The organism is Falsiroseomonas frigidaquae (assembly GCF_012163145.1).
Lineage (GTDB): Bacteria > Pseudomonadota > Alphaproteobacteria > Acetobacterales > Acetobacteraceae > Falsiroseomonas > Falsiroseomonas frigidaquae.
The window spans coordinates 119,299-143,767 of sequence record NZ_JAAVTX010000009.1 but is presented as its reverse complement, the minus strand read 5'-3'; the positions used below and the strand labels follow the sequence as shown (position 1 = coordinate 143,767).

Below are 24,469 nucleotides of genomic sequence, written 5' to 3'. Positions count from 1 at the left end.
CCAGCCGGCGGTTACCTACCAGACCAGGCGATAACCCCTGCCGCGCAGCGCAGTGATGGTGATCTGCCCGGCGGAGGCCGTGACCAGCTTCTGCCGCAGGTTGGAGGCGAGCTGGTCGACGCCGCGCTGTTCCGGCAGCAGGCGGCGGCCGAGCACGCGGCGCGAAATGGTTTCGCGATCCGCCAGATTCTCAGGCTCGGTCAGCAGCAGGTTCAGCAGCCCGGCCTCGCCGCTGGTCAGTCGTGTCTCGCTGCCATCCGCCGCCTGGATCCGGCAGCGCGACGGCTGGATGCACAGGCCGGCCAGGTTCCAGCGGGCCGGCTCGGCGACGGGCGGTGGCACGTCGAGGGCAGCAGGCGCCGGCTCCCCCTGCGCCGGCGCCGCGACGGCATCGAGCCGGCGGCTGAGGGCGCGGATACGGGCGACCATCTCGCGCAGCGAGAAGGGCTTGGTGAGGTAGTCGTCGGCGCCGACCTCGAGCCCGATCACGCGATCGACCTCCTCGGCCCGGCCGCTGACGACGATGATGCCGAGATCGGCACAGGCGGCAGCCTCGCGGACGAAGGCGATGCCGTTGCCGTCGGGCAGGCCGAGATCGGCGATGACGAGGCGCGGGTTGTCGCGGTGCAGCCGCAGCCGGCCCTCGGCGAGGGTGCTGGCGGTGACGGTGGTCCAGCCATCCCTTGCCAGCGCCAGGCAGATGGTCGCGGCCACCGCGGCATCATCCTCCAGCACCAGGACCGGACGCAGGCCGGCGTGCGGCGCCAGCGGCTCAACAAGCGGGGGCGTGCTGACCTGACCGTAGAGCGGCTCGGGAAAGGACCGGACCTCAAGGGCTTGGCGAAGCTTCGGCGTTGGAACGGAGCGGGTAGGGACCAGCGGGGCTGCCGAAAGGGACATTTTCAGAGGCCAATCACGATGCTGTCAGTAATCTTTACTTAGGGTGAATGCGTTTACGAAGTCTACACGTATAAGGCGAAAAAATGACCCAAGCCCCTCCCGAAAATTGTTGAGTTTGCGGCAACATATCGATACACTATATTAACAATTAGGCCCATTCCCCAGCTTTCCCGGGCGGTAGCGCCCCACGTTGCCCCCATTGCTCAGCCCCTCGTCCCTCGCCAGGGCCAGCATCGCCTTTTCATGAGGCCGTAACGCCGGCGCGGATATCCCGCCGCCCAACCGGGGGATCGCTGTTCCGAAGAGTGATGAATCGTCGGCGAACGTAACCGCCCGGGCGTCACGCGGAATGGGACGGGCCTCATCCGCCGCGTCGGCCGCCACATCCGTCTCAGGCCGAGGGCGACATCCCGGCGGAACCCACGTCCGGCGGCAAGGTGCCTGGCGTGTATGTCGTCCTCCGTTCTGCAACGTGAGGTTGGTCCTTCTGGCACGGAACAACTCCGTACAAAAGCTGGTTCGCGGAAAATGCGCGTCACGCGTTAACCGTAAGCTTACGGATCCGCCACCACAGGGACCACGGGGATGACCCAGCGTTTGCCGCCGCTGTCATGGCCAGAGCCGAGCCCGTTGCCGGGAAGGCACGCTACACCCGCTGGGCGCGGGCTCAGTCGCCGCGCGCTGCTGGCCGCCTCCGTCGCGACAGGCGGGGTGGCCGCCGGCCTGCCGCGTCCGGCCGGTGCGGCCGCCGTGGTCGGCGATTGGCTTGATTTCCGGCGCCGCTTCGTCAACGCCGATGGCCGGGTGCTGGATACCGGGAATGGCGGCATCTCCCATTCCGAGGGCCAGGGTGCCGGGCTGCTGTTCGCGGTGCGCTTCGACGACCGGCCCAGCTTTGAGCGCATGCTGGAGTGGACCCGCGGCGCGTTGCGGCGGCCGGACGACCATCTGCTGGCCTGGGCCTTCCGGCCGGGCGCGCCGATTCCGGTGCCGGACATGAACAATGCCAGCGACGGGGACCTGCTGGTCGCCTGGGCGCTGACCGAGGCGGCGGATCGCTGGGGTGTCCCGGCCTATCGCGCATTGGCCGCGGATATCGCGCGCGACCTGCTGCGGAAGGCCGTGCTGCGGCAGGGCGAGTCGACGCTGCTGTTGCCGGGGGCCGAGGGATTCCTGAAGCACGATCATGTCGTGGTGAATCCCAGCTACTACATCTCCCCGGCCTTCCGTGCGATGGCGCGGCTGGTGCCGGCGCCGGAGTGGCGCGCGCTGGAGGAGAATGGCGTGGCGCTGGCGGACCAGGCCCGCTTCGGCCGCTGGCGCCTGCCGGCGGATTGGGTGGCGCTGCCGCGCGGCGCCTTGCGGCCGAGGCCGGCCTCCGGCTGGCCGGCGCGATTCTCCTACGATGCGATGCGGGTCCCGCTGAACCTGGCATGGGGCGGCCATGCCCAATCCGCCGCCCTGCGCGCCGCGCTGGATTTCTGGCTGGACCCGGCGCACCCGGCGCCGCCCGCCTGGGTGGATCTGCGGAGCGACGCCCTGGCGCCCTATCCCGGCGATGCCGGGCTGCGCGCCATCATCCAGCTGGCCATGGCGACACTGGCCGGACGGGGGCGGGAGGAGACGCTTCCGCGGGTGGCGGAGGCCCCTGCCTATTATCCCGCCGTGCTGACCCTGCAGGCCCGGCTGGCCTGGGCGGAGCGCAGCCTGACGGAGGGCGTCTGCGCCCCCATCCCGCAGGCCTCGTTCAGCCCGACCGCCCCGCTGCGGCGTGAGGAGCGGGGCGGGGCGGCGGGCTGGCTGCGCGGCATCCTGCCGGCCAGCTGGTCCACCGGCGGCTGAAGCGCCGGGACTGCAGCGCCGGGACTGAAGCGCCCGGATCGGCGGGCAGCCCCTTCCAGGGCTGGCCCGCCCCACGCTGCGCGCTTCAGGCGGGCGCCACCGTCAGCGCATTGCCGGTCAGCGTCGCGGTTCCGGGGCCGGCCACCGTCAGCGGCGTGGTCAGCGGCGAACAGGTCAGCGGGTTGCCGCCGCTCGCGGCATCGAACAGGCCGACATGGGTCAGGGCGCCGGCCGCGCTGGTGAAGGTGAAGCGGATTGCCTCCACATTGCGCTGCGTGCCGGTGCCGGTGAAGGTGGCGCGCTGGCGGGCATAGCCGGTGCCCGCAGGCTCCCCGGTCAGCCCGGCGGCATCGCTGCCGCCGGTGCCCAGCGCCGCCCAGACCGCGGTCGGCAGGGTGGGCAGCCGGGCACAGAGGGCGCGGGCCAGCAGGTTCTTGGCGTGATCGGTCAGGTCGCTCATCCGGGTATCCTCGTCGTGCAGGGTGGGGAAGGCGGCTCAGAAGCTGCCGAGCAGGGCGCGGGCCAGCTGCGGCCCGGCCGGCGCCAGGCCGGGCGGCAGGGCGATCTCGCCCTGCGCCGCGACCGCCACATAGGCGACGCCGTCGAAGGTCTGCGGCGGCGTGCCGGCGGCGGGGACGAAGCCGCCGATGCGCGGATCCGCGGCGCCGGCCGGCGCCTCCCCGGGCGCGTGCCAGCCCAGTTCGCGCAGCGCTGCGGTGGCCGCCTCGGGGGTGCCCTGCCAGTAGATCATGGTCCAGTCGGTCATGCGGGGGTCCTCATGGTTCGGGGGGGAAGCCGCGTCAGGGCGCCGCGGCGCCGGAGAGCAGCAGCACCTTGGTGGTGCCGCCGTCGGGGCTGAACGCCAGCAGGGTTGCCAGCCCGCCGGCGCGGATCTTCGTCAGCCCGTCCGGGTTGCCCGGCGTCGCGGCGGTGAAGCCGGTCAGCGAGATCGCCAGGTCGGTGGCACCGCGATTGGCCACCAGGCAGGAGAAGCCATCGCCGGTCGCGGCCCAGTCGATGCCGAGCGTGGTGCCCGTATTGGCGCTGACCAGCCGGCCGTTATGCGCGGCCAGTGTCAGCGCGGTGGCGCCGGAGGTGGCGACCACCGGCAGCCGGCGCGTGGTGAACTGCGCGTCGACATAGCCCTTGTTCGCCGCCTGGGCCGCGGCGGTCGGGTCCGCCGGCAGCAGCAGCGGGCCGGTCAGCGTGACGGTGCCGGAGGCGGCGATGCGGAAGCGTTCCGCCAGGGTGCCGCCGCTGCGGGTTTCCACCACGAAGGCGCCCGATTCGGCGCCGCTCGTCACCGCCTCGCTGAGGCCGCCGGCGCGGGCGAATTCCGTCTCCGTCCCCGCCAGGTTTCGCCCGCTGAAGGCGAGCTGCCCCAGCGCATGCCCGGCCGCCGGCGTGGTGGAGGCGCGGCGCAGGGTCAGCTTCATCGGCGCCGTCATGTCGGATGGTGCGCCGAAGACGACGCCGCCATTCGGGTTGGCCTCCGTGTCACCGCCGATCGCCAGCGGCGCCAGCGCACCGGCGCCGACATTCAGGCGGTAGGCAATGGCGCCGTCCTGATTCTCCAGGTCCAGTTCCGCGCCCAGCGCCTCGGACCGGCGGCGCAGCAGGGCGCTGGTCTGGTCGGCGGATGAACCGAGCGCCTGCAGCCGGTTGCCGACCAGCGCGATGCGCGCCAGGTCCGCGCCGGTCTGCGCCTCGAAGGTGGCGGAGCGGGTGTCGGAGGCGACGACGGACAGGCTGTCGCCGGTGCTCGCCAGGTAGACGCGCGCCGCCGGCAGGTCGCAGGCCACCAGGGTCAGGCCGCCGTCGAACACCTCCACCGCGCGGCCGCCGCCATCGCCGCCGATCATGACGCCGACGAACTGGTTGTCGCCCTGGTTGGTGGCGGCGGAGTTCACGCGGATGGCGGTGGCCATGCTGCTGATGAAGCCGCCGACCCATTTGGTGCGGAAGGCGGTGCCCTGGATCAGGGCGCCCACGGTGCCCGGATCCTTCAGCGTCAGCAGGTCGTCGACGCTGCAATTATGCAACTGGATGGATTGCGCGCCGGTGCCAAGGTCGAAGCCGCGGTCGTAGCCATAGCAGAAGCAGTTGACGAATTCGGCGACGTCGCTGTCTTCCACGCGGAAGGCGATGCCGGTGCGGCGGTTGTTCCAGACGGCGAGCGTGCCGCCACCTGACCAGCTGCCGGTGAAGGCGCTGCCCTGCAGGTCGACCCGCGTGCTGTCCACCACCGTCACGACGTAGCGGCTGTTCGCCGCCGGCACGCCGCCCACGCCATAGACGTTCACCACATCCCCGGTGACCAGCCCATGCGTGGCCGAGGTGGTGATGCGGATTGCGCCGCTGCCGTTATTGGCCGCGGCGGAGACGCTGCGGGTGTACAGCGAGACACCGCTGAGGTTGCCGGTCAGGAACGGCCAGAAATGCACGTCGTGGACGCGGGAGATGTCGTAGGTCCGGGTCAGGTAGATGCCGTTGCGATTATCCCCGCGCAGCCGGCGCACGTTCAGGCGCTGGCTGTTGTCGGAGCGGATCGCCAGGTCGAAGCCCAGGATCAGCAGATCCTCCACCATCACGTCGTGATGGGAGCCGGAGCCGTCGCCGATGGTGATGGCCGTGCCCGCCATGCCGTCGCGCAGCGTGACGCCGGCGCGCATCGAGGCGGGCGGCGTGCCGAGGCCCTCGCGCATCAGCGTCAGCGCGCGCAGCGTGCCTGCCCGCAGCACCTGGATGGTGCGGCTGGAGGACAGCACCAGCGTGCCGGGAATGGTGCGGTAATCTGCCGCCAGGCGCTGGCCGCCGGGGAATGAGGCGGGGCCCTCGAGGCAGACATTCTCCTTCACCACCAGATTGGCGCCGCTGACCCGGTAGCGGCGCGGGCCGAGGCGGACGATGCCACCGCCGCCGGCCGAGGCGGCATCGATCGCGGCCTGGATCGCCGCCGCATCGTCGGTGGTGCCGTTGCCCACGGCACCGAAGTCGCGGACATGGAACATGCGCTCGGCATGCACGCCGGCGGTGATCTGGGCGAAGGTGGCGCGGCGCGTCTGCGCCGCCACGCCGCTGCCCTGGACGATGGGCGCGATGTCGGCTGCGGTGAGCGCCGAGGCAGCCGGCAGGTCTGAGATCTTGGCGTCGGCCATGGGGATTTCGGTTCCGATCGTGCGGGGAAGGGAGAGGTGTCGGTCCGCCGGTGCGCGGTTCAGACCAGCAGGCGGCTGCCATCCTCGATCAGCAGCGCGCCGCCGGCCTGCAGCAGCAGCCCGAAGGGCAACGTGACGCTGAAGGCGGGGGAGGTGTCGGCCACCGCGCCGTCGCTGGTGGAGACCACGCGCAGGCGATAGCCGGTGCCGGGGGCGGGTGCCGGCAGGGATGCGGTGGCGTTGCCGCCGGTGACGGTGGCCAGCGTCGGGCCGCGCACCACGGCGCCGCCCGCGTCGCTGATGCTGAAGGCGACCTGCGCCACCGGTCCGGCCAGCGTGGCGGAGGCCTGCACGATGCCATTGGACAGGAGGCCGGCGGCCAGCGGGCCGAGGATGACGGTCATCGCCACCGCGGATGCCGTCTGTGCCACGGAGAACACCTGCGCGCCGCGGATCTGCACCCGGAAGGGCGCTTCGGCGGTATCCAGCACCAGGCCGGAGGCGACGACATCGCCGACGCGAACCGGCAGGAAGGACATGGAATCGGAGGCGAGCATCACGATGATGTCGCCGGTCGCGAGCCGCGCGGCGGCCGGTTCGGAATAGCCCGGCGTCAGTGCATCGGCGCGGCTGTCGGTGGTGCGGTACAGCCACATGGTGAAGCCGCTATTGGTGACCAGCGGCACCAGGGCCGTGTTGACGAAGGGCATGGGCGGGGCTCCGTTCGGACGCGCGGCGGGCAGGGCGCGCGAAAGCGCGTCCTGGGCGGGACGTGACTGGGATGAAAAGCCTGCGGCGGGGGCGCAGCGTGTCCGGGCGAAGCCTGGCCGGCAGCACGTGAGCTAAGGGTTCTTGTGGCTGACCCCGGGGCACGGCGCTGAACGCAACTCGCCCCTTGGTGTCCGCTGACTACAGGCGGCCCCGGAACAAGTCAAGAACAAATTCCTGAGGAGTTGGGTATTTGTGCCTGGGTGCGGCATGCCGCGGCCGTGTTAGCATCGCCTGGATTGTAGCGCGGGAGACACCCCTGATGATGCGTCGCCTGGCCCTCGCGGCCACCCTGCTCACCGCCCTGACGAGCCTCTCCGCCGCGCCGCCGGCCGTGGCGCAGGAGCGCGTGGTGAATGTCTTCAACTGGAACGACTATATCGACCCCTACATGGTCCAGCGTTTCACGCGCGAGACCGGCATCCGGGTGCGCTACGACATCTATGACAGCCTGGAGACGCTGGAGGGCCGGCTCTCCGCCGGGCGGTCCGGCTACGACATCATCGTGCCGACCGGGGAGCCCACCTTCTCCCGCCTCGCGCGTGCCGGGGGGCTGCTGCCGCTGGATCGCGCGCAGATTCCGAACCTGGCGAATCTCGACCCCGCTCTGCAGGCGCAGGTCGCCTCCTCCGACCCCGGCAACCGCTTCGGCGCGCTGTATCTGTGGGGCAGCATCGGGCTTGGCGTGAACCCGGCGCGCATCCAGGCGCTGGCGCCCGACGCGCCGATGGACAGCCTGCGGCTGATCTTCGACCCGGCCCATGCGCGCCGCATCGCCCGCTGCGGCATCAGCATGATGGACAGCGCGTTGGACGTGATCCCGACCGTGCTGCGCTACCTCGGCAAGGATCCCAACAGCACCGATGCCGGCGACCTGCGGGAGGTGGAGCGCACGCTGATGGCGGTGCGGCCGTTCATCCGCACCTTCTCCACCGGCGGTGCCATCGAGGCGCTGGCCAGCGGCCAGACCTGCCTCGCCTTCGCCTATTCCGGCGATGCGATCCAGGCCGGCGTCAGGGCGCGGGAGGCGAACCAGGGCGTCGCCGTCACCTATGTGGCGGCGAATGAGGGCGCGCAGCTCTGGTTCGACCTGCTGGCGATTCCGGCCGATGCGCCGAACCCGGAGAATGCGCATGCCTTCATCAACTTCCTGCTGCAGCCGGATGTGATGGCGGCCATCACGAACCAGGTGCGCTACCCGAACGGCGTGCCCGCCAGCCGTGCGCTGGTGGCGCCGGAAGTGGCGGCGGACCCGGCGGTGTTCCCGCCCGAAGCCATGCGCGCGCGCTTCTTCACCATCGGCCCGGTGGCGCAGGCGGCGGAGCGCACGCGCAACCGCATGTGGGCGCGCTTCAAGGCCGGGCGGTGAGCCTCGCCGAGAAGCCGGGCTCCGCTGAGCCCTGGCGCGACCCCAATGCCGAACCCTTCCTTCGCATCGAGAAGCTGACCAAGCGGTTCGGCGACTTCGTCGCGCTGGATGAGGTCAGCCTCTCGATCTATCGCGGGGAACTGTTCGCGCTGCTCGGCGGCTCGGGCTCGGGCAAATCGACCCTGCTGCGCTGCCTGGCGGGGTTTCTCGAGCCCGATGCCGGACGGATCGTGCTGGATGGGCAGGACATGGCCGGTGTCGCGCCCTATGCGCGGCCGGTGAACATGATGTTCCAGTCCTACGCGCTGTTCCCGCATATGACCGTGGCGCAGAATATCGGCTTCGGCCTGAAGCAGGAGGGCGCGGCGCGGGGCGTGATCCGCGACCGCGTGGCCGAGATGCTGGCCATGGTGAAGATGGAGGGCTTCGGTGACCGCAAGCCCGCCGCGCTGTCCGGTGGCCAGCGCGCCCGGGTGGCGCTGGCACGCGCACTGGCCAAGCGGCCGAAGCTGCTGCTGCTGGATGAGCCGCTTTCGGCGCTCGACAAGAACCTGCGGGAATCGACGCAGTTCGAATTGATCAACATCCAGGAGCGCACCGGCACCACCTTCGTCATCGTCACCCATGACCAGGAGGAGGCGATGACCATGGCGACGCGCCTGGCCGTGATGGATCGCGGCACGCTGGCGCAGGTCGGCACGCCATCCGAGGTCTATGAATTCCCCAATAGCCGCTTCACCGCGGAATTCCTCGGCACCGCCAATATCCTGGAAGGCGTCGTCGAGGGCGTGGATGCCGAGGGTGTCCGCATCGGCAGTTCGGAGCTGGATTTCGACATCCTGGCGGAGCCCGCCGCCAGCAAGCCGCTCGGCAGCCGCGTCTTCGTCGCGCTGCGGCCGGAGCGCATGCGGATCGAGCGTGTGGCGCCGGGGACGCCGCTCGGCGACAACCGCCTGGTCGGGCGGGTGCGGGACATCGGCTACTACGGGGATTTCTTCCTGTATTACGTGGTGCTGGAGAACGGCAAGGATGTGCGCGTGAGCCAGCCGAACCTCCGCCGCCGCACCGAACGGCCGGTGGATTGGGAGGATACGGTGGCGGTGACCTGGGACCGCCAGGCCAGCATGGTGCTGCCCGAATGACGCCGGCGCTGCGTCGCCGGCTGGTCCTCGCCTTGCCCTGGGCCTGGATGGCGCTGTTCTTCGTGGTGCCCTTCGCCTTCGTGCTGACCATCGCCTTCGCCGAGCCGGCCGAGGGCCTGCCGCCCTATGCGCCGCTGCTGCGCTGGTCCGGCGAGGCGACCGCCGTGCTGCAGCTCAACCTGGCGAATTTCCAGCTGTTGCTGGACGATCCCTATTACCTCGACGCCTATCTCCGCAGCCTGCGCGTCGCCGCGATTTCCGCCACGCTGTGCCTGCTGATCGGCTACCCCATGGCCCTGGCTATCGCGCGTGCGCCGGAGCATCGGCGGAACCTGCTGCTGATGCTGGTGATCCTGCCCTTCTGGACCAGCTTCCTGCTGCGCGTCACCGCCTGGATCGGCATCCTGCAGGACCAGGGCTGGCTGAATGGCGCGCTGCTGGCGCTGGGGCTGATCGATCAGCCGATCCCGCTGCTCTACACGGATGTCGCCATGTATATCGGCATCACCTATTGCTACCTGCCCTTCATGGTGCTGCCGCTCTACGCCACGCTGTCGAAGCTCGATCCCTCGCTGCTGGAGGCGGCGGAAGATCTGGGGGCGCCGCCCTGGCGCGCCTTCCTGCAGGTGACGCTGCCGCTGTCGCTGCCGGGCATCGTAGCCGGCTTCCTGCTGGTGTTCATTCCGGCGGTGGGGGAGTTCGTCATTCCCGAACTGCTCGGCGGGCCGGGCGCGCAGTTGATAGGGCGCGTGTTGTGGACGGAGTTCTTCCAGAACCGCGACTGGCCGCTGGCCTCGGCGCTGGCCATCGTGCTGCTGGCGGCGCTGGTCGCGCCGATCGCGCTGTTCCAGTGGCGGGCCGGGCGATGAGGGGCCTCGGCCGGTTGGCCATTCCGCTCGGGCTCGGCTTCGCCTTCCTGTACCTGCCGATCCTGCTGATGGTGCTGTTCTCCTTCAACGACAGCCGCATGGTGACGACCTTCACCGGCTTCTCGCTGCGCTGGTACGACAGCCTTTGGCGGAACGAGGTGCTGATGGGCGCGCTCGGCCTGTCGCTGCGCATCGCCGCCGTCTCCGCCACCATGGCGACCATCCTCGGCGTGCTGGCCGGCTTCGCGCTGGCGCGCTTCGGGCGGTTCCGTGGGCGGGCCGGCTTCGGCGCCGTGATGGCCGCGCCGCTGGTGATGCCGGAGGTGATCACCGGCCTGTCCCTGCTGCTGCTGTTCGTGGCCATGGAATCCGTCTTCGGCTTTCCCGCCGGCCGTGGCGCCAGCACCGTTGCCATCGCGCACGCCACCTTCGGCGCGGCCTATGTGGCGGTGGTGGTGCAGTCGCGGCTCGCGGATTTCGACCTGAGCCTGGAGGAGGCGGCGATGGATCTCGGCGCCAGGCCATGGAAGGTCTTCGCCGTCATCACCCTGCCGCTGATCGCGCCGGGGATCGCCGCCGGCTGGCTGCTGGCCTTCACCCTGTCGCTGGATGACCTGGTGATCGCCAGCTTCGTCTCCGGCCCCGGTGCTTCCACGCTGCCGATGGTGATCTTCTCCACCGTCCGGCTGGGGCTGACGCCGGAGTTGTATGCGCTGGCGACGCTGCTGGTCCTGGTGGTGGGGGTGGCGCTGGCCCTGGTGCTGCGGCTGGCGCGGCGGCGCTAGCGGCCCCCAGGGATCGGCCCTGGCTTTTTCACAATCCCCTGCCAGATTGGCCGCATGCGCCCCCTGGTCCTGCTGCTGCTGATCCCGCTGCTTTCCGCCTGCGCCGAGCGCTGGTCCCGCCCCGGCACGACGGAGGCCGAGGCGGATGCCATGAACCAGGCCTGCGCGGCGGAGGCGCAGTTGGCGGTGCCGCCGCAGATGGTCTGGCAGCAGGTGGCCCCCGCCCGGATCGAGCGGGAGCGGAATTGCTGGCGCGATGGCGACCGCGAACGCTGCCGCACCACCGAACGCTTCCGCCCCGCCCGCTACGACATGGTCGATATCGCGACCCAGGCGCGGGACGCGCATCGCACCGCCTGCATGCGGGAGAAGGGCTTCACCTTCCAGGGCTACCGGCCCCTCCGGCTGGAATAGCACCGCCGCGGATGTGGACGCGCCCGGCGACCGGGTTTAGGAAAAGCGGCGCCGCCCCGCGGGGGTGGGCAGGGACGCCGGAACACCACACATGAACCTCATCGCCGATCGCCTCAACCGCATCTCGCCCTCGCAGACCATTGCCATGACCGGCAAGGCCCGCGCGCTGAAGGCGGCGGGCCGGGACATTATTTCCCTCTCGGTGGGTGAGCCGGATTTCGAGACGCCGCGCAACGTCAAGGACGCCGCCATCGCCGCCATCGAGCGGGGCGAAACGCGGTATACCGATGTGGCCGGCACCATCGAGCTGCGTCGGGCCATCTGCGAGAAATTCAAGCGCGACAGCGGCATCGACTACAAGCCGGAGGAGATCCTGGTCGCCACCGGCGGCAAGCAGGTGATCTTCGACGCGCTGGTCGCCACCATCAATGCGGGCGACGAGGCGATCATCCCGGCCCCGTGCTGGGTCTCCTACCCCGATATCGTGGCGCTGGCCGAGGGCACCCCGGTGATCGTCCCCTGCGGCCCGAACCAGGGCTTCCGCATGACCGGCGAGCAGCTTGAGGCGGCGATCACGCCGAAGACCAAGTGGCTCATCCTGAACAACCCCTGCAACCCGACAGGTGCCGGCTACAACGCCGCGCAGCTCAAGGAACTGACGGATGTTCTGCTGCGCCACCCGGATGTGTGGATCTTCTCCGACGACATCTACGAGAAGCTCGCCTATGACGGCATGAAGCCGGCGACGGTGGTGGAGGTGGAGCCGCGGTTGAAGGACCGCACCGTCACCATGAATGGCTGCTCCAAGGCCTATGCCATGACCGGCTGGCGCATCGGCTTCGCCGGCGCACCGATTCAGCTGATCAAGGCGATGGACAAGCTGCAGAGCCAGTCCACCTCCAACACCAGCAGCATCTCCCAGGCCGCGGCGATCGAGGCGCTGACCGGCCCGCAGGACAGCGTGGAGGAAATGCGCCAGGCCTTCGAGCGCCGGCGCAACCTGGTGGTCGGCATGCTGAACAAGGCCGAGGGCATGCGCTGCCCGATGCCGGAAGGTGCCTTCTACGTCTTCCCGGATGTGCGCGGCTGCCTCGGCAAGACCAGCGCCGGCGGGACCAAGATCGACAGCGACGAGGCCTTCGTCCTGGCGCTGCTGGAGGAGAAGGGCGTGGCGGCCGTGCACGGCGCGGCCTTCATGTTCCCCGGCCATATCCGCATCAGCTATGCGACGGATGATGCGACGCTGACGGAAGCCTGCACCCGCATCCAGGATTTCTGCGCCGGACTTGCTTAAGGGCAGACGCCGGAGGTGTCGGAGAGCACGTCTTGGATTTCGGGGGCGGCTCTTGCGGTAAGTCTATGCACCGCCGCATGGACGATCCGCCGCGATTGGCTTGATCGAGGACGACTTCGACTATCTGTCCGATTTATGGAGATTTACGACGGCTACTCGACTACGGAGCATGACGTCATCGTCTACCGGCTCGTGAACATCGGAAGGCAGCCGATGTTTGTAACGCAGCTTGGAGGCTCCTTTGCCGCAGGCAGTGCCTTTGTACTGACGAGCGACCAGTTCCCGCGATGGCTGAGGCCTGGCGAAGTGGCGACCGACTATCTGCGGCACTGGAGCGGGATCAAGCCCATTTCGCGATTTGAGGCCTACGACTCGGTTGGAGCACGCTGGAGTGCTCCAGTTGCTGATCGCGTCAGGGTCATGCGCAGAATACGAGAACTCGCTAAAGCTGGGCGATCCGGTTCGTGGTTCGACGAATGATGGTCGCTGAGCCGATTACTTTGCCCGACAATATCGTCTTCCGCCCGGCCACACGGGCGGATTTCGAGGCGCTGCTGGATCTGTCGGTGCGCGTCATGCGCCCGCATCTGGAACGCGTCGGCCGCTGGGACCCGCCGCGCCGCCGCGCCCGCATGGAAGCCGCCTTCGCCGGCGGCGGCCTGCAGGTGATCGAGGATCGGGGCCAGGCAATCGGCTGCATCGGGCTGGAGCCTGGGGCAGACTCCGTCACCCTGCACAGCCTGTATCTGGAACCCGCATTGCAGGGCAGGGGCCTCGGCGCCGCCGTGGTGGCCCAGGCGCTGGCGCTCCACCCCGGCCGGGGCCTCGCCATCGAGGTGCTGAAGGACAGCCCAGCCCGCCGTTTCTGGGAACGCCAGGGCTTCGTGCTGGTGGGGGAACAGCCATTCGACTGGGTCATGGCACGCCCGCCTACGGATTGAGCAGCAGGCCATCCCGGACTAGTTTGTGCTCCTTCGCCAGGAGTCACCCGGAAAAATGCCCGCGCTTGCCAATCGCCTGAAGGATATCGAGCTCTCCGCCTCCGCGGTCATGACCGCCAAGGGCCGCGAGCTGGCCGCCAAGGGCATCAAGGTCATCAGCCTGGCGATCGGCGAGCCGGATTTCGAAACGCCGCGCCATGCCATCGATGCCGCCTACCAGGCGGCCCTGTCCGGCGACACCAAGTACCCGCCACAGGATGGCACCAAGGCGCTGAAGCAGGCGGTGCAGCGCAAGTTCAAGCGCGACAACAACCTGGACTACGCGCTGGACGAGATCATGATCTCGAACGGCGGCAAGCAGGTCATCATGAACGCCCTGCTCGGCACCTGCGACCCGGGTGACGAGGTGCTGATCCCGGCGCCGTTCTGGATTTCCTACGCCGACATGGTGAAGCTCTCCACCGGCAAGCCGGTGCCCGTGACCTGCCCGCAGAACAACGGCTTCAAGCTGCGGCCGGAGGACCTGGAAGCGGCGATCACGCCGAACACCAAGTGGCTGATCCTGAATTTTCCCAATAACCCGACCGGCGCCGCCTGCTCGCGCGACGAAATGAAGGCTATCGCGGAAGTCCTGCTGCGCCACCCGCATGTCTGGGTGATGACGGACGATATGTATGAGCACATGGTCTATGACGGCTTCGAATTCTGCACGATCGCGGAAGTCGAGCCGCGCCTGAAGGACCGCGTGCTGACGGTCAATGGCGTCTCCAAGACCTATGCGATGACCGGCTGGCGCGTCGGCTTCTGCGGTGGGCCGAAGAACCTGATCGCGGCGATGGTGAACATGCAGAGCCAGCTCACCAGCGGCATCAGCACGGTCGGCCAGGCGGCCGCCGTCGCGGCGCTGGATGGCCCGCAGGACCTCGTGAAGGAACGCGCGGCGATCTACAAGGAGCGCCGCGACCTGGTGGTGGAGATGCTGAACCAGGCGCCGGGCATCCAGTGCCACAAGCCGGAAGGCGCCTTCTACGTCTTCCCGAACATCGCCGGCTGCCTCGGCAAGACCAGCAAGGGCGGCCGCAGGATCGACACGGATACCGACTTCGCCCTCGCCCTGATCGAGGAAGCGCATGTCGCGCTGGTGCAGGGCGCCGCCTATGGCATGAGCCCCTATGTCCGCATCTCCTACGCTACGGATACGGACAGCCTGCGCGAGGCCTGCACGCGCATCCAGGAGTTCTGCAAAGGCCTCGCCTGATGACGCTTCGGCCCGGCCGCGACGAGGACGCTGAGGGCTTCATCGCCCTCGTCGGTGATTGCTGGGCCGAATACCCCAACTGCGTGCTCGACGTGGATGGGGAGGTGCCGGAGCTGCGCGCGCTCGCAACCTATTTTGCTGAAGCAGGCGGCGCGCTCTGGGCGGCGGAACAGGACGGCCGGATCATCGGCATGGCGGCGACACGGCCGCTGGGCGATGACGAGGCCTGGGAGATCTGCCGCGTCTATGTGGCCAAGGCCGCGCGCGGCACGGGCCTGGCGCAGCGCCTGCTGACGGCGGCCGAATCCCATGCGCGGGAGTCCGGCGCCGAACGCCTGGTGCTCTGGACCGATACGCGGTTCGAGGCGGCGCACCGCTTCTACGAGAAGACCGGCTATGTGCGGCAGGGCTCCATCCGCATCCTGGACGATGTCTCGAACAGCCTGGAATTCCGCTACACCAAGCCGCTGCGCGGCCTGGTGGTGGAGGCGCTGGATGCCGCCGCCGCGGCGAGCGCGGAGGCGCAGCTTGCCCGCATCCTGGTGAACTGCGTCGCCGCCGGCGCCAGCGTGTCCTTCTTCCCGCCGCTGGCCCCAAGCGTGGCGCGGGATTTCTTCAAGCGCGTGTCGTCGGACGTGGCGCTGGGCAAGCGCGTGCTGCTGGCGGCCTGGGTGGACGGGGTGCTGGTGGGCACGGTGCAGATCGTGCTCGACACGCCGCAGAACCAGCCGCATCGCGCCGATATCGCCAAGCTGCTGGTGGACCCTTCGGCCCGCCGCCGCGGCGTCGCCCGCGCACTGATGCGCCGCGCCGAACAGGCCGCCCGCGGCCTCGGCCGCCGGCTGCTGGTGCTGGACACGGCGAAGGGGGAGGGGGCGGAACAGTTGTACCGCGATCTCGGCTGGGTCGAGCTCGGCGTGATCCCCGGCTATGCGCTGTGGCCGGATGGCAAGCCCTGCGACACGGTCTTCTTCTGGAAGAATGTTTGATGTCCGCGTTCTGGAAGAACGACTGATGGTCACGGTGGAATGGGTGCGGCTGATGGCCGCCTACAATGCCGAGATGAATCTTCGTCTGTACGCCGCGGCCGCCACGCTGACCGACGCGCAGCGGCGGGAGGATCGCGGCGCCTTCTTCGGCTCCATCCATGGCACGCTCAGCCACCTGATGTGGGGCGACGCCACCTGGATGTCCCGCTTCGCCGGCTGGCCCACGCCGGGCTGCAGCATCAAGGACAGCCCTTCGCTGCATCCGGATTGGGTGGCGCTGCGCGTGGCGCGGCAGGATCTGGATGCGCGGATCGCGGCCTGGGCGGCGGCGATGGAGCCGGCCTGGCTTGAGGGAAATCTGGGCTGGTTCAGCGGGTCCCTGGGCCGGGAGGTCAGCCGGCCGCGCTGGGTGCTGGTGACGCATCTCTTCAACCACCAGACGCATCACCGCGGGCAGGTGCATGCGCTGCTGACGGGGCTGGGCGCCGCGACGGGCGATACGGATCTGCCGTTCGTGCTGCCGGAGGACAGCTTCGGCTGAGGCGCGGCCGCTGCCCCCCACCCCGACCCTCCCCCACAAGGGTGGGGGAGGGAGAAGCGGGCGGTGGATTGCAATCTCCCTCCCCCGCCTGCGGGGGGTTGCGGCGCTGCCGCAACGCCGAAGGCTGGTCGGGGTGGGGGCAAGCGGCGCCGCCCTACCTCTCCAAAAACCCATCCAGCGCCCGAAGCACCTCCTCCGGCGCTTCCTCCGCCAGGTAGTGCCCCGAATTCACGCTGTGCCCGCTGACCGGCCCGCGCGCATAGTCCCGCCAGACGGCCAGCGCGTCGTACCAGACCTGGATCTTCCCCTTGGCCCCCCACAGCGCCAGCAGCGGGCATTCCACCTTCTGCCCCGCCGCGCGGCTGGCGCGGTCGTGCTCCAGGTCGATGCTGGTGGCGGCGCGGTAATCCTCGCAGATGCCCATCACCGTGCCGGGCTGGTGCAGCGCCGCGATGTAGTCCGCGCGCGCCTCGGGCGCGAAGACATCCGTCTGGCCGCGCGAGGTGTGGCTGGCGAACCAGTCCTCCACGTCTCGGAGAATCATGCGCTCCGGCTTCGGATGCGGCTGGGCCAGGAAGAACCAGTGATGGTAGCCGAGCGCGAAATCCATGTTCGCCGTCTCGAAGTGATGCAGCGTCGGCACGATGTCCATCACACACAGCCGCCGCACCGCCTGCGGCGCATCCAGCGCCAGCCGATGCGCGACACGCGCCCCGCGGTCATGCGCCACCACCTGGAAGGTCTCGTGGCCGAGGCCGCGCATCAGCGCCAGCATGTCGGCGGCCATCGCGCGCTTCGCATAACCCGCATGGTCCGCGCTGGGTGAGGGCTTGCCGGAGAAGCCATAGCCGCGCAGGTCCGGGCAGATCACGGTGAAGCGCTGCGCCAGCGCCGGCGCCACGCGGTTCCACATCATGTGGGTCTGCGGATTGCCGTGCAGCAGCAGCAGGGGCGGGCCCTCGCCGCCACGCCGCAGCCGCAGCGTCACGCCGTCGCCCTCGCGCCGTTCCTCGGTGAAGCCTTCGAACATGCCGTTTCCCCCGCTCGCTTGACCCCCGAAGCTGACGCCGCCAGCCTTGCCGGGACAAGAGGGGGAAATGGCATGGACGCCACAATCGGCCGCATCGGCTTCATCGGAATCGGCAGCATGGGCTGGCCCATGGCGCGCCGCCTGGTCGAGGCCGGCTTCAGCGTCACGGTGCAGGATGCCGTGCCCGGTCGCGCCGCGGATTTCGCCCGGCGCCACGGTGGCACGGCGTCGGAGAACGCCGCGCAGGGCGCGGAGGCCGTCATCACCATGCTGCCCACCAGCCGCGACGTCGCCGCCGCGCTGGCCGCCATCCGCCCGGCGCTGCAGCGCGGCGCGGTGGTGATCGAGATGTCCTCCGGCGAACCCTCCGCCACCCGCGCTTTGGCCGCAGACCTGTCTGCGCTTGGCGTGGCGATGGTGGATGCCCCCGTCTCCGGCGGCGTGGCCCGTGCCGAGACGGGCGAGCTCGCCATCATGACCGGCGGCGAGGCGGCGGCGCTGGACCGCGTGGACCCCCTGCTGCGCGCCATGGGCACCACCATCACCCGCTGCGGCGATATCGGCGCCGGCCAGGCGATGAAGGCGCTGAACAACCTGGTGAGCGCCGCGGGCTTCCTCGTCAGCGTGGAGGCCCTGCTGATCGGCAGCCGCTTCGGCCTGGACCCCGCCGTGATGGTCGATGTGCTGAATGCCTCGACCGGCATGAACAACAGCACCCAGCGCAAGCTGAAGCAGTTCGTGCTCTCCCGCAAATTCAACTCCGGCTTCGGGCTGGACCTGATGGTGAAGGACCTCTCCATCGCCATGCAGGTGGGGCGCGAAACCTCCACCCCCGCGCCGCTCGCCGCGCAGACGCGGGAGCTTTGGGCCGCCGCTGCCGCGCTGCTCGGCCCGGGCCAGGACCATACGGCCGCGGCACGGTTCAGCGAGGCGCTGGCCGCGGGCCAGATCTCCGAGCAGAAGGGCTGAGACGATGTGGCAGGTTTTCGCCCTGCGCTATGCGCATCACGACCGCAGCGCCCAGGCCAATTTCATCATGCCCGTCGAGGACGCGCATGACGCCATGCCGATGGACTATTTCGTTTGGCTGCTGCGCGGGCCCGACGGCCGGGAAATCCTGGTCGATACCGGCTTCGATTCCGCCACCGCCGCCCGCCGCGGCCGGTCCATCCTGCGCCCGGTGGAGGATTGCCTGAAGGCGCTCGGCACCTCGGCCGAGGCGATCCGCGACGTGGTGGTGACGCATCTGCACTACGACCACGCCGGCAATCTCGGCCTGTTCCCCAACGCCACCTTCCACATCCAGGACCGCGAGGTAGCCTTCGCCACCGGCCGCCACATGTGCAGCCACTGCCTGCGGCACCCCTTCGAGGTGGAGGACGTGGTCCGCCTGGTCCGCGCCGTCTATGCCGACCGCGTGCGCTTCCATGATGGCGAAGGCGAGGTGGCGCCCGGCGTCACGCTGCACGGCGTCGGCGGCCATTCGGATGGCTTGCAGATGGTGCGCGTGGCCACCGCGCGCGGCCCGCTGGTGATCGCCGGCGACGCCAGCCACTACTACGCCAATATGGCGCGGGAGAATCCCTTCCCCATCGTCTACGACCTCGGCGCCATGGTGCAGGGCTGGCGCCGCGCCCGCGCATTGGCGGGCGGCGACGAGAGCCTGGTGATCCCGGGCCACGACCCGCTGGTCTGCAGGCGCTTCCCGGTGGCGGAGCAGGATGCCGAGGCCTGGCGCCTCGACCTGCCGCCCTATTCGTAGAGGAACGAGTAGGTCGCCAGCCCCAGCCCGACCACCGAGAACAGCATCGAGACCACCGGCCAGCCCGGCTTCGGCCCGCGATGGCCGAACCACCAGTTCAGCGCGAAGGACCCGAAAAGCGCCGCTGTCGGGTCCGACCAGTGCCGCGTGGTGAAGCCGCGCAGGATCAGCACCACCCAGACGAGCAGCGCAGCGAAGGACAGCACCCGCCACAGCAGCTCTGCCGACGGGCTGTCCAGCCGCAGGCCCAGCTTGCCGGAGACGGTGTGGATATAAGCCGCGACCGAGAGCATCAGCGCGGCGATCATGAATGCGGACATGGCGCGCTGTTACGCCGCGCGCCGCATTGCGCGCAAGCTCAGCCGGCAAGCTCAGGCTGGGCGGTTGCCCATCAGCAGGCGCAGCCCAAGGCCCAGGAACATCGCGCCCGCCACCGCCTCCAGCCATCGCGCATGGCGGTTCAGCCGCGCCGCCGCGCGGCCCGCGCCGTGGATCAGCAGCCCATAGGCGGGCAGCGACATCAGCGGCACCAGCGGGCCCAGGATGGCCATCTGCAGCGCGACCGGGCCGCGGCCGGGATCGACGAATTGCGGCAGGAAGGCCAGGAAGAACAGGATGACCTTCGGGTTGGTCAGGTTGGTCAGGAAGCCCTGGCGGAAGGCGGCCCGGGCCGGCCCCGCCGGGCGCAGCACCCCGCCGCCGCGCCAGGCCGCCCGCAGCGCGCCCAGGCCGAGCCAGATCAGATAGCCCGCGCCCACCAGCCGCAACGCCTCGAACAAGGTGGGGGAGGCGGCGATCAGCGCCGCGATGCCGGAAGCCGCCAGCGCCACATGCACCAGGGCGCCGCAGACTATGCCGAACATCGCCGCCCAGCCGCGCCGCACCCCGCCGGCCAGGCTCTGGCCGATGACGAACAGCATGTCCGGCCCCGGCGTCAGGATCAGCACCCAGGCGGCGATCAGGAAGGCGGCGAAAAGCTGCGGGTCGATCGGCATGGCGAAAGCCTGCGCCACGCCTGGCACCGCGCCAAACGAATTGGCCTGATCCGGTACATCACCGCAGCTGATGCCTCAGGCGAGCCCCGCCATCTCCCGCCACTCGGTTTCCGTCAGCACGCGCAGGCCGAGCTCCGCCGCCTTCTTCGCCTTGCTGCCGGCATCGGCGCCGACGACCACGAAATCGGTCTTCTTCGACACGCTCTTCGTCACCTTGGCGCCGAGCCGTTCCGCCTGCGCCTCCGCCTCGTCGCGGGACATGGCTTCGAGCGAGCCGGTGAAGACGATGACCTTGCCGGCGAAGGGGCTGTCGGCGGCCGCGGCCACCACCGCATCCTCCGGCGTCACTTCCCGCGCCAGGTCGTCCAGCGCGGCGCGGTTGCGCGCCTCGGCGAAGAACTCTGCCAATTCCGTCGCGATGGCAGGGCCGATGCCCTGGATCGAGCCCAGCTCCTCCCGCGCCTCCGAGCCGATGGTGGTCGCCGCCACCATCTTCGCGCGCCACTCGGCAAACGAATGATAATGGCGGGCCAGCAGCTTGGCATTCGCCTCGCCGATGCGGCGGATGCCGAGGGCGAAGATGAAGCGCTCCAGCGGCACGCGGCGCCGCGCCTCGATGGCGGCCAGAAGGTTGGTCAGGCGCTTTGCATCCTTCCCCCCCCAGCCTTCCCAGCCGCGGATCGTCGCGGCGTGGTCCTTGATGCGGAAAATTTCGGCGGGCGTCTTCACCAGGCCGGCATCGTGCAGCGCCTGGATGTTCTCCTCGCCCAGCCCCTCGATATCCATGGCGTTGCGGCGGGCGAAGTGGATCAGGCGTTCCACCGTCTGCGCCGGACAGATCAGCCCGCCGGTGCAGCGCTTCACCACCTCCCCATTCGGGCGGATGGCGTGGCTGCCGCAGGCCGGGCAGCGATCGGGGAAGACGAAGGGCACGGCGCCCGGCGGCCGCTTCTCCAGCACCACGGAGACGATCTGTGGAATCACGTCGCCGGCGCGCTGCAGCACCACCGTGTCGCCGATCCGCACATCCTTCCGTGCGATTTCATCCTCATTGTGCAGGCTGGCATGGGTGACCATGACGCCGCCGACGCCGACGGGCTGCATCACCGCGCGCGGCGTCAGGGCGCCGGTGCGGCCGACCTGGATCTCGATGTCGAGCAGCACCGTCTCCGCCTGCTCGGCGGGGAATTTCCAGGCGATAGCCCAGCGCGGCGCGCGGCCGACGAAGCCCAGGCGGCGCTGCCAATCCAGCCGGTCCAGCTTGTAGACCACGCCGTCGATGTCATAGGGCAGCGCCGCGCGGCCTTCCGCCATGCGCTTCTGGAAGGCCAGCGCGGCCTCCTCGCCCTCCAGCGTTTCCGAGGCCGGGTTCACCCGGAACCCCCAGGCGCGAAGCTGATCCAGCCAGCCGGCGTGGGTTTCTGCCGGCGCGGCGCTGGCCTCGCCCATCGCATAGGCGAACAGCTTCAGCGGCCGCTGCGCGGTGATGGCGGGGTCGAGCTGGCGCAGCGACCCGGCCGCCGCGTTGCGCGGATTCACCGGCACCACGATCGCCGGGCCGAGCTTCTCGCCGCGCCGCCGCCGTTCCTCCCGCTCCGCCGCCGCCTGCGCCTGTTGCGCGCGATAGGCGAGGAAATCGGCCTTCTCCATGAAGACCTCGCCGCGGATCTCGATGCGCGCCGGCGCCAGGCCCTGCAGCCGGCGCGGCAGTTCGCTCTCCGGCAGGGTCAGCAGGTTGCGGCTGACGTCCTCGCCCTCCATCCCGTCGCCGCGCGTCGCGCCGCGGATGAAGACGCCGTCCTCATAAAGCAGGTTGATCGACAGCCCGTCGATTTTCGGCTCGCCCACGAAGGCCAATGGTTCCTCCACGCCCAGCCGCAGGAAGCGGCGGACGGAGGCGGTGAACTCCAGGAAATCGGAATCCCCGAACGCATTGTCGAGCGACAGCATCGGCACGCCATGCCGCAGCTTGGCGAAGCCCTCCGCCGTCTCCGCACCCACCTTGCGGCTCGGGCTATCCTCCCGGATCAGGTCCGGGAAGCGTGCCTCGATGGCGCGGTTGCGGCGCACCAGCGCGTCATAGGCGGCATCCGTGATCTCCGGCGCATCCTGCCGGTGATAGGCCTCGTCGTGATGCGCGATTTCGGCGGCCAGGGCGGCGAGTTCGGCGCTGGCCTCCTCCTCGGTCAGCGCCTCGACGGCGCGGCTGCGCAGGCTGGTCTCGCTCATGCCGCGCCACATCCTTCATCCGCGAGGCGGGCCAGCGCCGCGCCTTCCAGCAATTCGCCGCTGAACAACCCCTCGCTGCGCGCGCCGATGGCCCGGTAGAACAGCATCGCCTCGTCGTCACCCTCGTCCACGCCCCACCAGAGGCAGAGCGCGCCGTGGCGCCCTGCCTCCGCGGCCAGCGCCGCCATCAGCCCGCGCGCCAGGCCCCGGCGGCGGGATTCCGGCGCCACATACAGGTCGAGCAGCATCATCGCCCAGCCACAGCGTTCCGCATCATAGATCAGGGCGGCGGTGGCGAAGCCGGCCACCCGGCCTTCGTCTTCCGCCACAAGCAGCAAGGCCTTGGGCGCCGCGCAGATCAAATCCCGCAGCACGATCTCCGCCGTCATCGGCCGCGATGGGGCAGGGCCGTCCAGGCTGTTGATGGCGTTGATCAGCCCCGCCACGGCGCCGGCATCGCCGGGCACCGCCGCCCGGATCACAGCAGCCCGCCGGCCAGCAGGCTGTCCGCCGCCATCCGCGCCGCCTCCGTCACATGCTCGCCGGCCAGCATGCGGGCGATCTCCTCCCGCCGCTGCGCGGCATCCAGCGGCGTCACGCGCGTCTCCGCCCGCCCGGCCCTGACCGATTTGGCGACGGACAGATGCCGGCTGCCCCGTGCCGCCACCTGCGGCGAATGGGTTACCACCAGCACCTGCAATCGCTCCGCCACCCGCAGCAGGCGTTCACCCACCGCCGCCGCCGTGGCGCCGCCGACGCCGCTATCCACCTCGTCGAAGACCAGCGTCGGCACCGGCGATCCGCGCGCCAGCACCACCTTCAGCGCCAGCATCAGGCGTGAGAGCTCGCCGCCCGAGGCCACCTTGTCCAGCGCGCCGGGCGCCTGGCCGGGGTTGGTGGAGACCAGGAAGGTCACCCGGTCCACCCCGTCCGCCCCCCAGGCCGCTTCCGGCTTCGCGGCCACATCCACCACCAGCCGGGCGCGATCCAGCTTCAGCGGCGGCAATTCGCGGCCGAGCGCCTTCTCGAGCTTCGCCGCCGCCTCCCGCCGCGCCTCCGTCAGCCGGCCGGAGGCGGCGAGATAGGCGGTGCGGGCGGCGGCCAGCCTCGCCTCGGCTTCGGCCACCTGGCCGGTGCCGGCATCCAGCGCCGCCAGCCGGTCCTTCAGCGAGGCCAGCAGCGACGGCAATTCCACCACCGGCACCAGATGCTTGCGGGCGGCGGCGCGCAGCGCGAACAGCCGTTCCTCCACCTGCTCCAGCCGGCGCGGATCCGGCGCCGCGTCCTGCACCAGCCGCTCCAGCGCCGTCTCGGCCTCGCCCAGCGCATCCAGCGCCCGGCCGATCGCTTCCAGCGCGGGCTCGGCATCCGTATTCGGCGCCGGCAGCCGTTCCAGGGCGCGGGAGGCACCGCGCAGCGCGTTGGCGGGGTTGGCGCTGCGCCGGTCACGCGGCTGCAGGCTGGCCAGTGCCTCCGCAATCGCCTCGCCGCGCCGCTCGCCCTGCTGCAGGCGCTGGCGTTCGGCGGCGAGGTCATCCTCCTCACCCTCCACCGGCGCGAGTGATTCCAACTCGGAGACGGCGTGGCGCAGGAAATCCTCGTCGCGCTGGGCCGCGGCGATGCGTTCCCGCGCCTCGGCCAGCGCCCGCTCCGCCTCCCGCCATGCCTTGTGGGCGGTGCCGGTGGCGGCGCGCAGCTTCTCCAGCCCGCCCGAGGCATCGAGCAGCCCGGCATGGTTGGTGGAGTCGGTCAGCCCAACCTGGTCGTGCTGGCCCTGCACCTCGACCAGCAGCGCGCCGAGGCGGCGCAACAGCGCCAACCCCACCGGCTGGTCGTTGACGAAGGCGCGGGACCGGCCATCGGCGGTGACGATGCGCCGCAGCACGATCTCGTCCTCCGCCTCGATTCCCTGTTCCACCAGCAGGCTGCGCGCCGGGTGCTGGTCCGCCGGCGCGAAGGCCGCGGCGACGCTGGCCTGGGCCTGCCCGGAGCGCACAAGGCCACTCTCGGCCCGCGCGCCGAGCGCCAGGCCGAGGCTGTCGAGCAGGATCGATTTGCCCGCGCCGGTTTCGCCGGTCAGCACCGTGAGGCCCGGGCCGAAGCCCAGGTCCAGGCGCTCGATCAGCACCACATCCCGGATGGCGAGCGAAGTCAGCATCGCGGTCGCGGCGCGTGGAGCGTCA

24 protein-coding genes are annotated in these 24,469 nt (G+C 70.2%); 13 read left to right on the top strand and 11 right to left on the bottom strand.

All coding sequences use genetic code 11. The annotated features are described in order from the left end of the window. Positions 1-15 precede the first annotated feature (15 nt). Positions 16-900 carry a response regulator transcription factor gene (locus HB662_RS26830; protein WP_168054771.1) on the bottom strand — a complete coding sequence of 295 codons (885 nt, stop codon included), beginning with the start codon at positions 898-900 and terminating at the stop codon, positions 16-18. A 585-nt stretch (positions 901-1,485) separates the two neighbouring features. Here HB662_RS26830 and HB662_RS26825 point away from each other — a divergent pair. Beyond that, complete coding sequence (locus HB662_RS26825) at positions 1,486-2,742, top strand: glycosyl hydrolase family 8 (protein ID WP_168054769.1); 1,257 nt, start codon at positions 1,486-1,488, stop codon at positions 2,740-2,742. A gap of 85 nt (positions 2,743-2,827) precedes the next feature. On the opposite strand, the gene HB662_RS26820 is transcribed toward HB662_RS26825, so the two are convergent. The 4 genes from HB662_RS26820 to HB662_RS26805 are packed head-to-tail and all read right to left on the bottom strand — an operon-like array spanning position 2,828 to position 6,610. Continuing rightward, on the bottom strand, positions 2,828-3,202 hold the full coding sequence (locus tag HB662_RS26820; protein ID WP_168054767.1) for a phage tail fiber protein: 375 nt from the start codon (positions 3,200-3,202) through the stop codon (positions 2,828-2,830). Between the two features lie 36 nt (positions 3,203-3,238). After that, positions 3,239-3,508, bottom strand: coding sequence for a hypothetical protein (locus HB662_RS26815; protein WP_168054765.1), 270 nt, complete (start codon positions 3,506-3,508; stop codon positions 3,239-3,241). A 34-nt stretch (positions 3,509-3,542) separates the two neighbouring features. Then, complete coding sequence (locus tag HB662_RS26810; RefSeq protein WP_171970288.1) at positions 3,543-5,900, bottom strand: glycosyl hydrolase family 28-related protein; 2,358 nt, start codon at positions 5,898-5,900, stop codon at positions 3,543-3,545. A 59-nt stretch (positions 5,901-5,959) separates the two neighbouring features. Beyond that, on the bottom strand, positions 5,960-6,610 hold the full coding sequence (locus HB662_RS26805) for a hypothetical protein (protein ID WP_168054763.1): 651 nt from the start codon (positions 6,608-6,610) through the stop codon (positions 5,960-5,962). Between the two features lie 320 nt (positions 6,611-6,930). Between HB662_RS26805 and HB662_RS26800 the strand changes: the two genes are divergently transcribed. The 10 genes from HB662_RS26800 (at position 6,931) to HB662_RS26755 (ending at position 16,270) form a co-directional block, all read left to right on the top strand. Further along, on the top strand, positions 6,931-8,037 hold the full coding sequence (locus HB662_RS26800) for a polyamine ABC transporter substrate-binding protein (protein ID WP_168054761.1): 1,107 nt from the start codon (positions 6,931-6,933) through the stop codon (positions 8,035-8,037). Next, a complete protein-coding gene (locus HB662_RS26795; protein ID WP_168054759.1) occupies positions 8,034-9,179 on the top strand; it encodes a polyamine ABC transporter ATP-binding protein in 1,146 nt (381 codons plus the stop codon). The genes HB662_RS26800 and HB662_RS26795 overlap by 4 nt, the downstream gene beginning before the upstream one ends. Then, a complete protein-coding gene (locus tag HB662_RS26790; protein ID WP_168054757.1) occupies positions 9,176-10,048 on the top strand; it encodes an ABC transporter permease subunit in 873 nt (290 codons plus the stop codon). Before HB662_RS26795 ends, HB662_RS26790 begins: the two co-directional genes overlap by 4 nt. Continuing rightward, positions 10,045-10,833 carry an ABC transporter permease subunit gene (locus HB662_RS26785; protein WP_168054755.1) on the top strand — a complete coding sequence of 263 codons (789 nt, stop codon included), beginning with the start codon at positions 10,045-10,047 and terminating at the stop codon, positions 10,831-10,833. Before HB662_RS26790 ends, HB662_RS26785 begins: the two co-directional genes overlap by 4 nt. A 54-nt stretch (positions 10,834-10,887) precedes the next feature. Next, a complete protein-coding gene (locus HB662_RS26780; protein WP_168054753.1) occupies positions 10,888-11,247 on the top strand; it encodes a hypothetical protein in 360 nt (119 codons plus the stop codon). A gap of 91 nt (positions 11,248-11,338) precedes the next feature. Further along, positions 11,339-12,541 carry a pyridoxal phosphate-dependent aminotransferase gene (locus HB662_RS26775; RefSeq protein WP_168054751.1) on the top strand — a complete coding sequence of 401 codons (1,203 nt, stop codon included), beginning with the start codon at positions 11,339-11,341 and terminating at the stop codon, positions 12,539-12,541. 476 nt (positions 12,542-13,017) lie between these two features. After that, positions 13,018-13,482, top strand: coding sequence for a GNAT family N-acetyltransferase (locus HB662_RS26770; protein WP_168054749.1), 465 nt, complete (start codon positions 13,018-13,020; stop codon positions 13,480-13,482). A 55-nt stretch (positions 13,483-13,537) separates the two neighbouring features. Next, entirely contained in the window at positions 13,538-14,740 is a 1,203-nt protein-coding gene (locus HB662_RS26765; protein ID WP_168054747.1) for a pyridoxal phosphate-dependent aminotransferase, read from the top strand. Beyond that, positions 14,740-15,729, top strand: a complete 990-nt coding sequence (locus tag HB662_RS26760; RefSeq protein ID WP_168054746.1) for a GNAT family N-acetyltransferase — start codon at positions 14,740-14,742, stop codon at positions 15,727-15,729. The genes HB662_RS26765 and HB662_RS26760 overlap by 1 nt, the downstream gene beginning before the upstream one ends. Next, positions 15,722-16,270 carry a DinB family protein gene (locus HB662_RS26755; RefSeq protein ID WP_245185931.1) on the top strand — a complete coding sequence of 183 codons (549 nt, stop codon included), beginning with the start codon at positions 15,722-15,724 and terminating at the stop codon, positions 16,268-16,270. The genes HB662_RS26760 and HB662_RS26755 overlap by 8 nt, the downstream gene beginning before the upstream one ends. Positions 16,271-16,424: 154 nt before the next feature. Here HB662_RS26755 and HB662_RS26750 read toward each other — a convergent pair whose 3' ends face one another. Then, positions 16,425-17,300 (bottom strand): alpha/beta fold hydrolase, encoded by an 876-nt coding sequence (locus tag HB662_RS26750; RefSeq protein WP_168054744.1) that lies wholly within the window; start codon positions 17,298-17,300, stop codon positions 16,425-16,427. A gap of 72 nt (positions 17,301-17,372) precedes the next feature. Between HB662_RS26750 and HB662_RS26745 the strand changes: the two genes are divergently transcribed. Both HB662_RS26745 and HB662_RS26740 read left to right on the top strand, forming a co-directional pair. Continuing rightward, positions 17,373-18,269: an NAD(P)-dependent oxidoreductase gene (locus HB662_RS26745; RefSeq protein ID WP_168054742.1), complete on the top strand. Its 897-nt coding sequence runs from the start codon at positions 17,373-17,375 to the stop codon at positions 18,267-18,269. A 4-nt stretch (positions 18,270-18,273) separates the two neighbouring features. After that, the gene (locus HB662_RS26740) at positions 18,274-19,062 is read left to right on the top strand and encodes an N-acyl homoserine lactonase family protein (RefSeq protein WP_168054740.1); all 789 of its coding nucleotides are present in this window, start codon (positions 18,274-18,276) and stop codon (positions 19,060-19,062) included. Here the strand turns inward: HB662_RS26740 and HB662_RS26735 are convergent. The 5 genes from HB662_RS26735 to recN form a co-directional block, all read right to left on the bottom strand. Then, positions 19,053-19,382: a hypothetical protein gene (locus tag HB662_RS26735; RefSeq protein WP_168054738.1), complete on the bottom strand. Its 330-nt coding sequence runs from the start codon at positions 19,380-19,382 to the stop codon at positions 19,053-19,055. The two genes, HB662_RS26740 and HB662_RS26735, sit on opposite strands and share 10 nt — an antisense overlap. A gap of 51 nt (positions 19,383-19,433) precedes the next feature. Continuing rightward, the gene (locus tag HB662_RS26730; RefSeq protein ID WP_168054736.1) at positions 19,434-20,057 is read right to left on the bottom strand and encodes a LysE family translocator; all 624 of its coding nucleotides are present in this window, start codon (positions 20,055-20,057) and stop codon (positions 19,434-19,436) included. A gap of 75 nt (positions 20,058-20,132) precedes the next feature. Then, a complete protein-coding gene (ligA, locus tag HB662_RS26725) occupies positions 20,133-22,286 on the bottom strand; it encodes an NAD-dependent DNA ligase LigA (protein ID WP_168054734.1) in 2,154 nt (717 codons plus the stop codon). Further along, entirely contained in the window at positions 22,283-22,768 is a 486-nt protein-coding gene (locus HB662_RS26720; RefSeq protein WP_168054732.1) for a GNAT family N-acetyltransferase, read from the bottom strand. The genes ligA and HB662_RS26720 overlap by 4 nt, the downstream gene beginning before the upstream one ends. Next, the gene (recN, locus tag HB662_RS26715) at positions 22,765-24,444 is read right to left on the bottom strand and encodes a DNA repair protein RecN (RefSeq protein WP_168054730.1); all 1,680 of its coding nucleotides are present in this window, start codon (positions 24,442-24,444) and stop codon (positions 22,765-22,767) included. The genes HB662_RS26720 and recN overlap by 4 nt, the downstream gene beginning before the upstream one ends. Between the last annotated feature and the right edge of the window lie 25 nt (positions 24,445-24,469).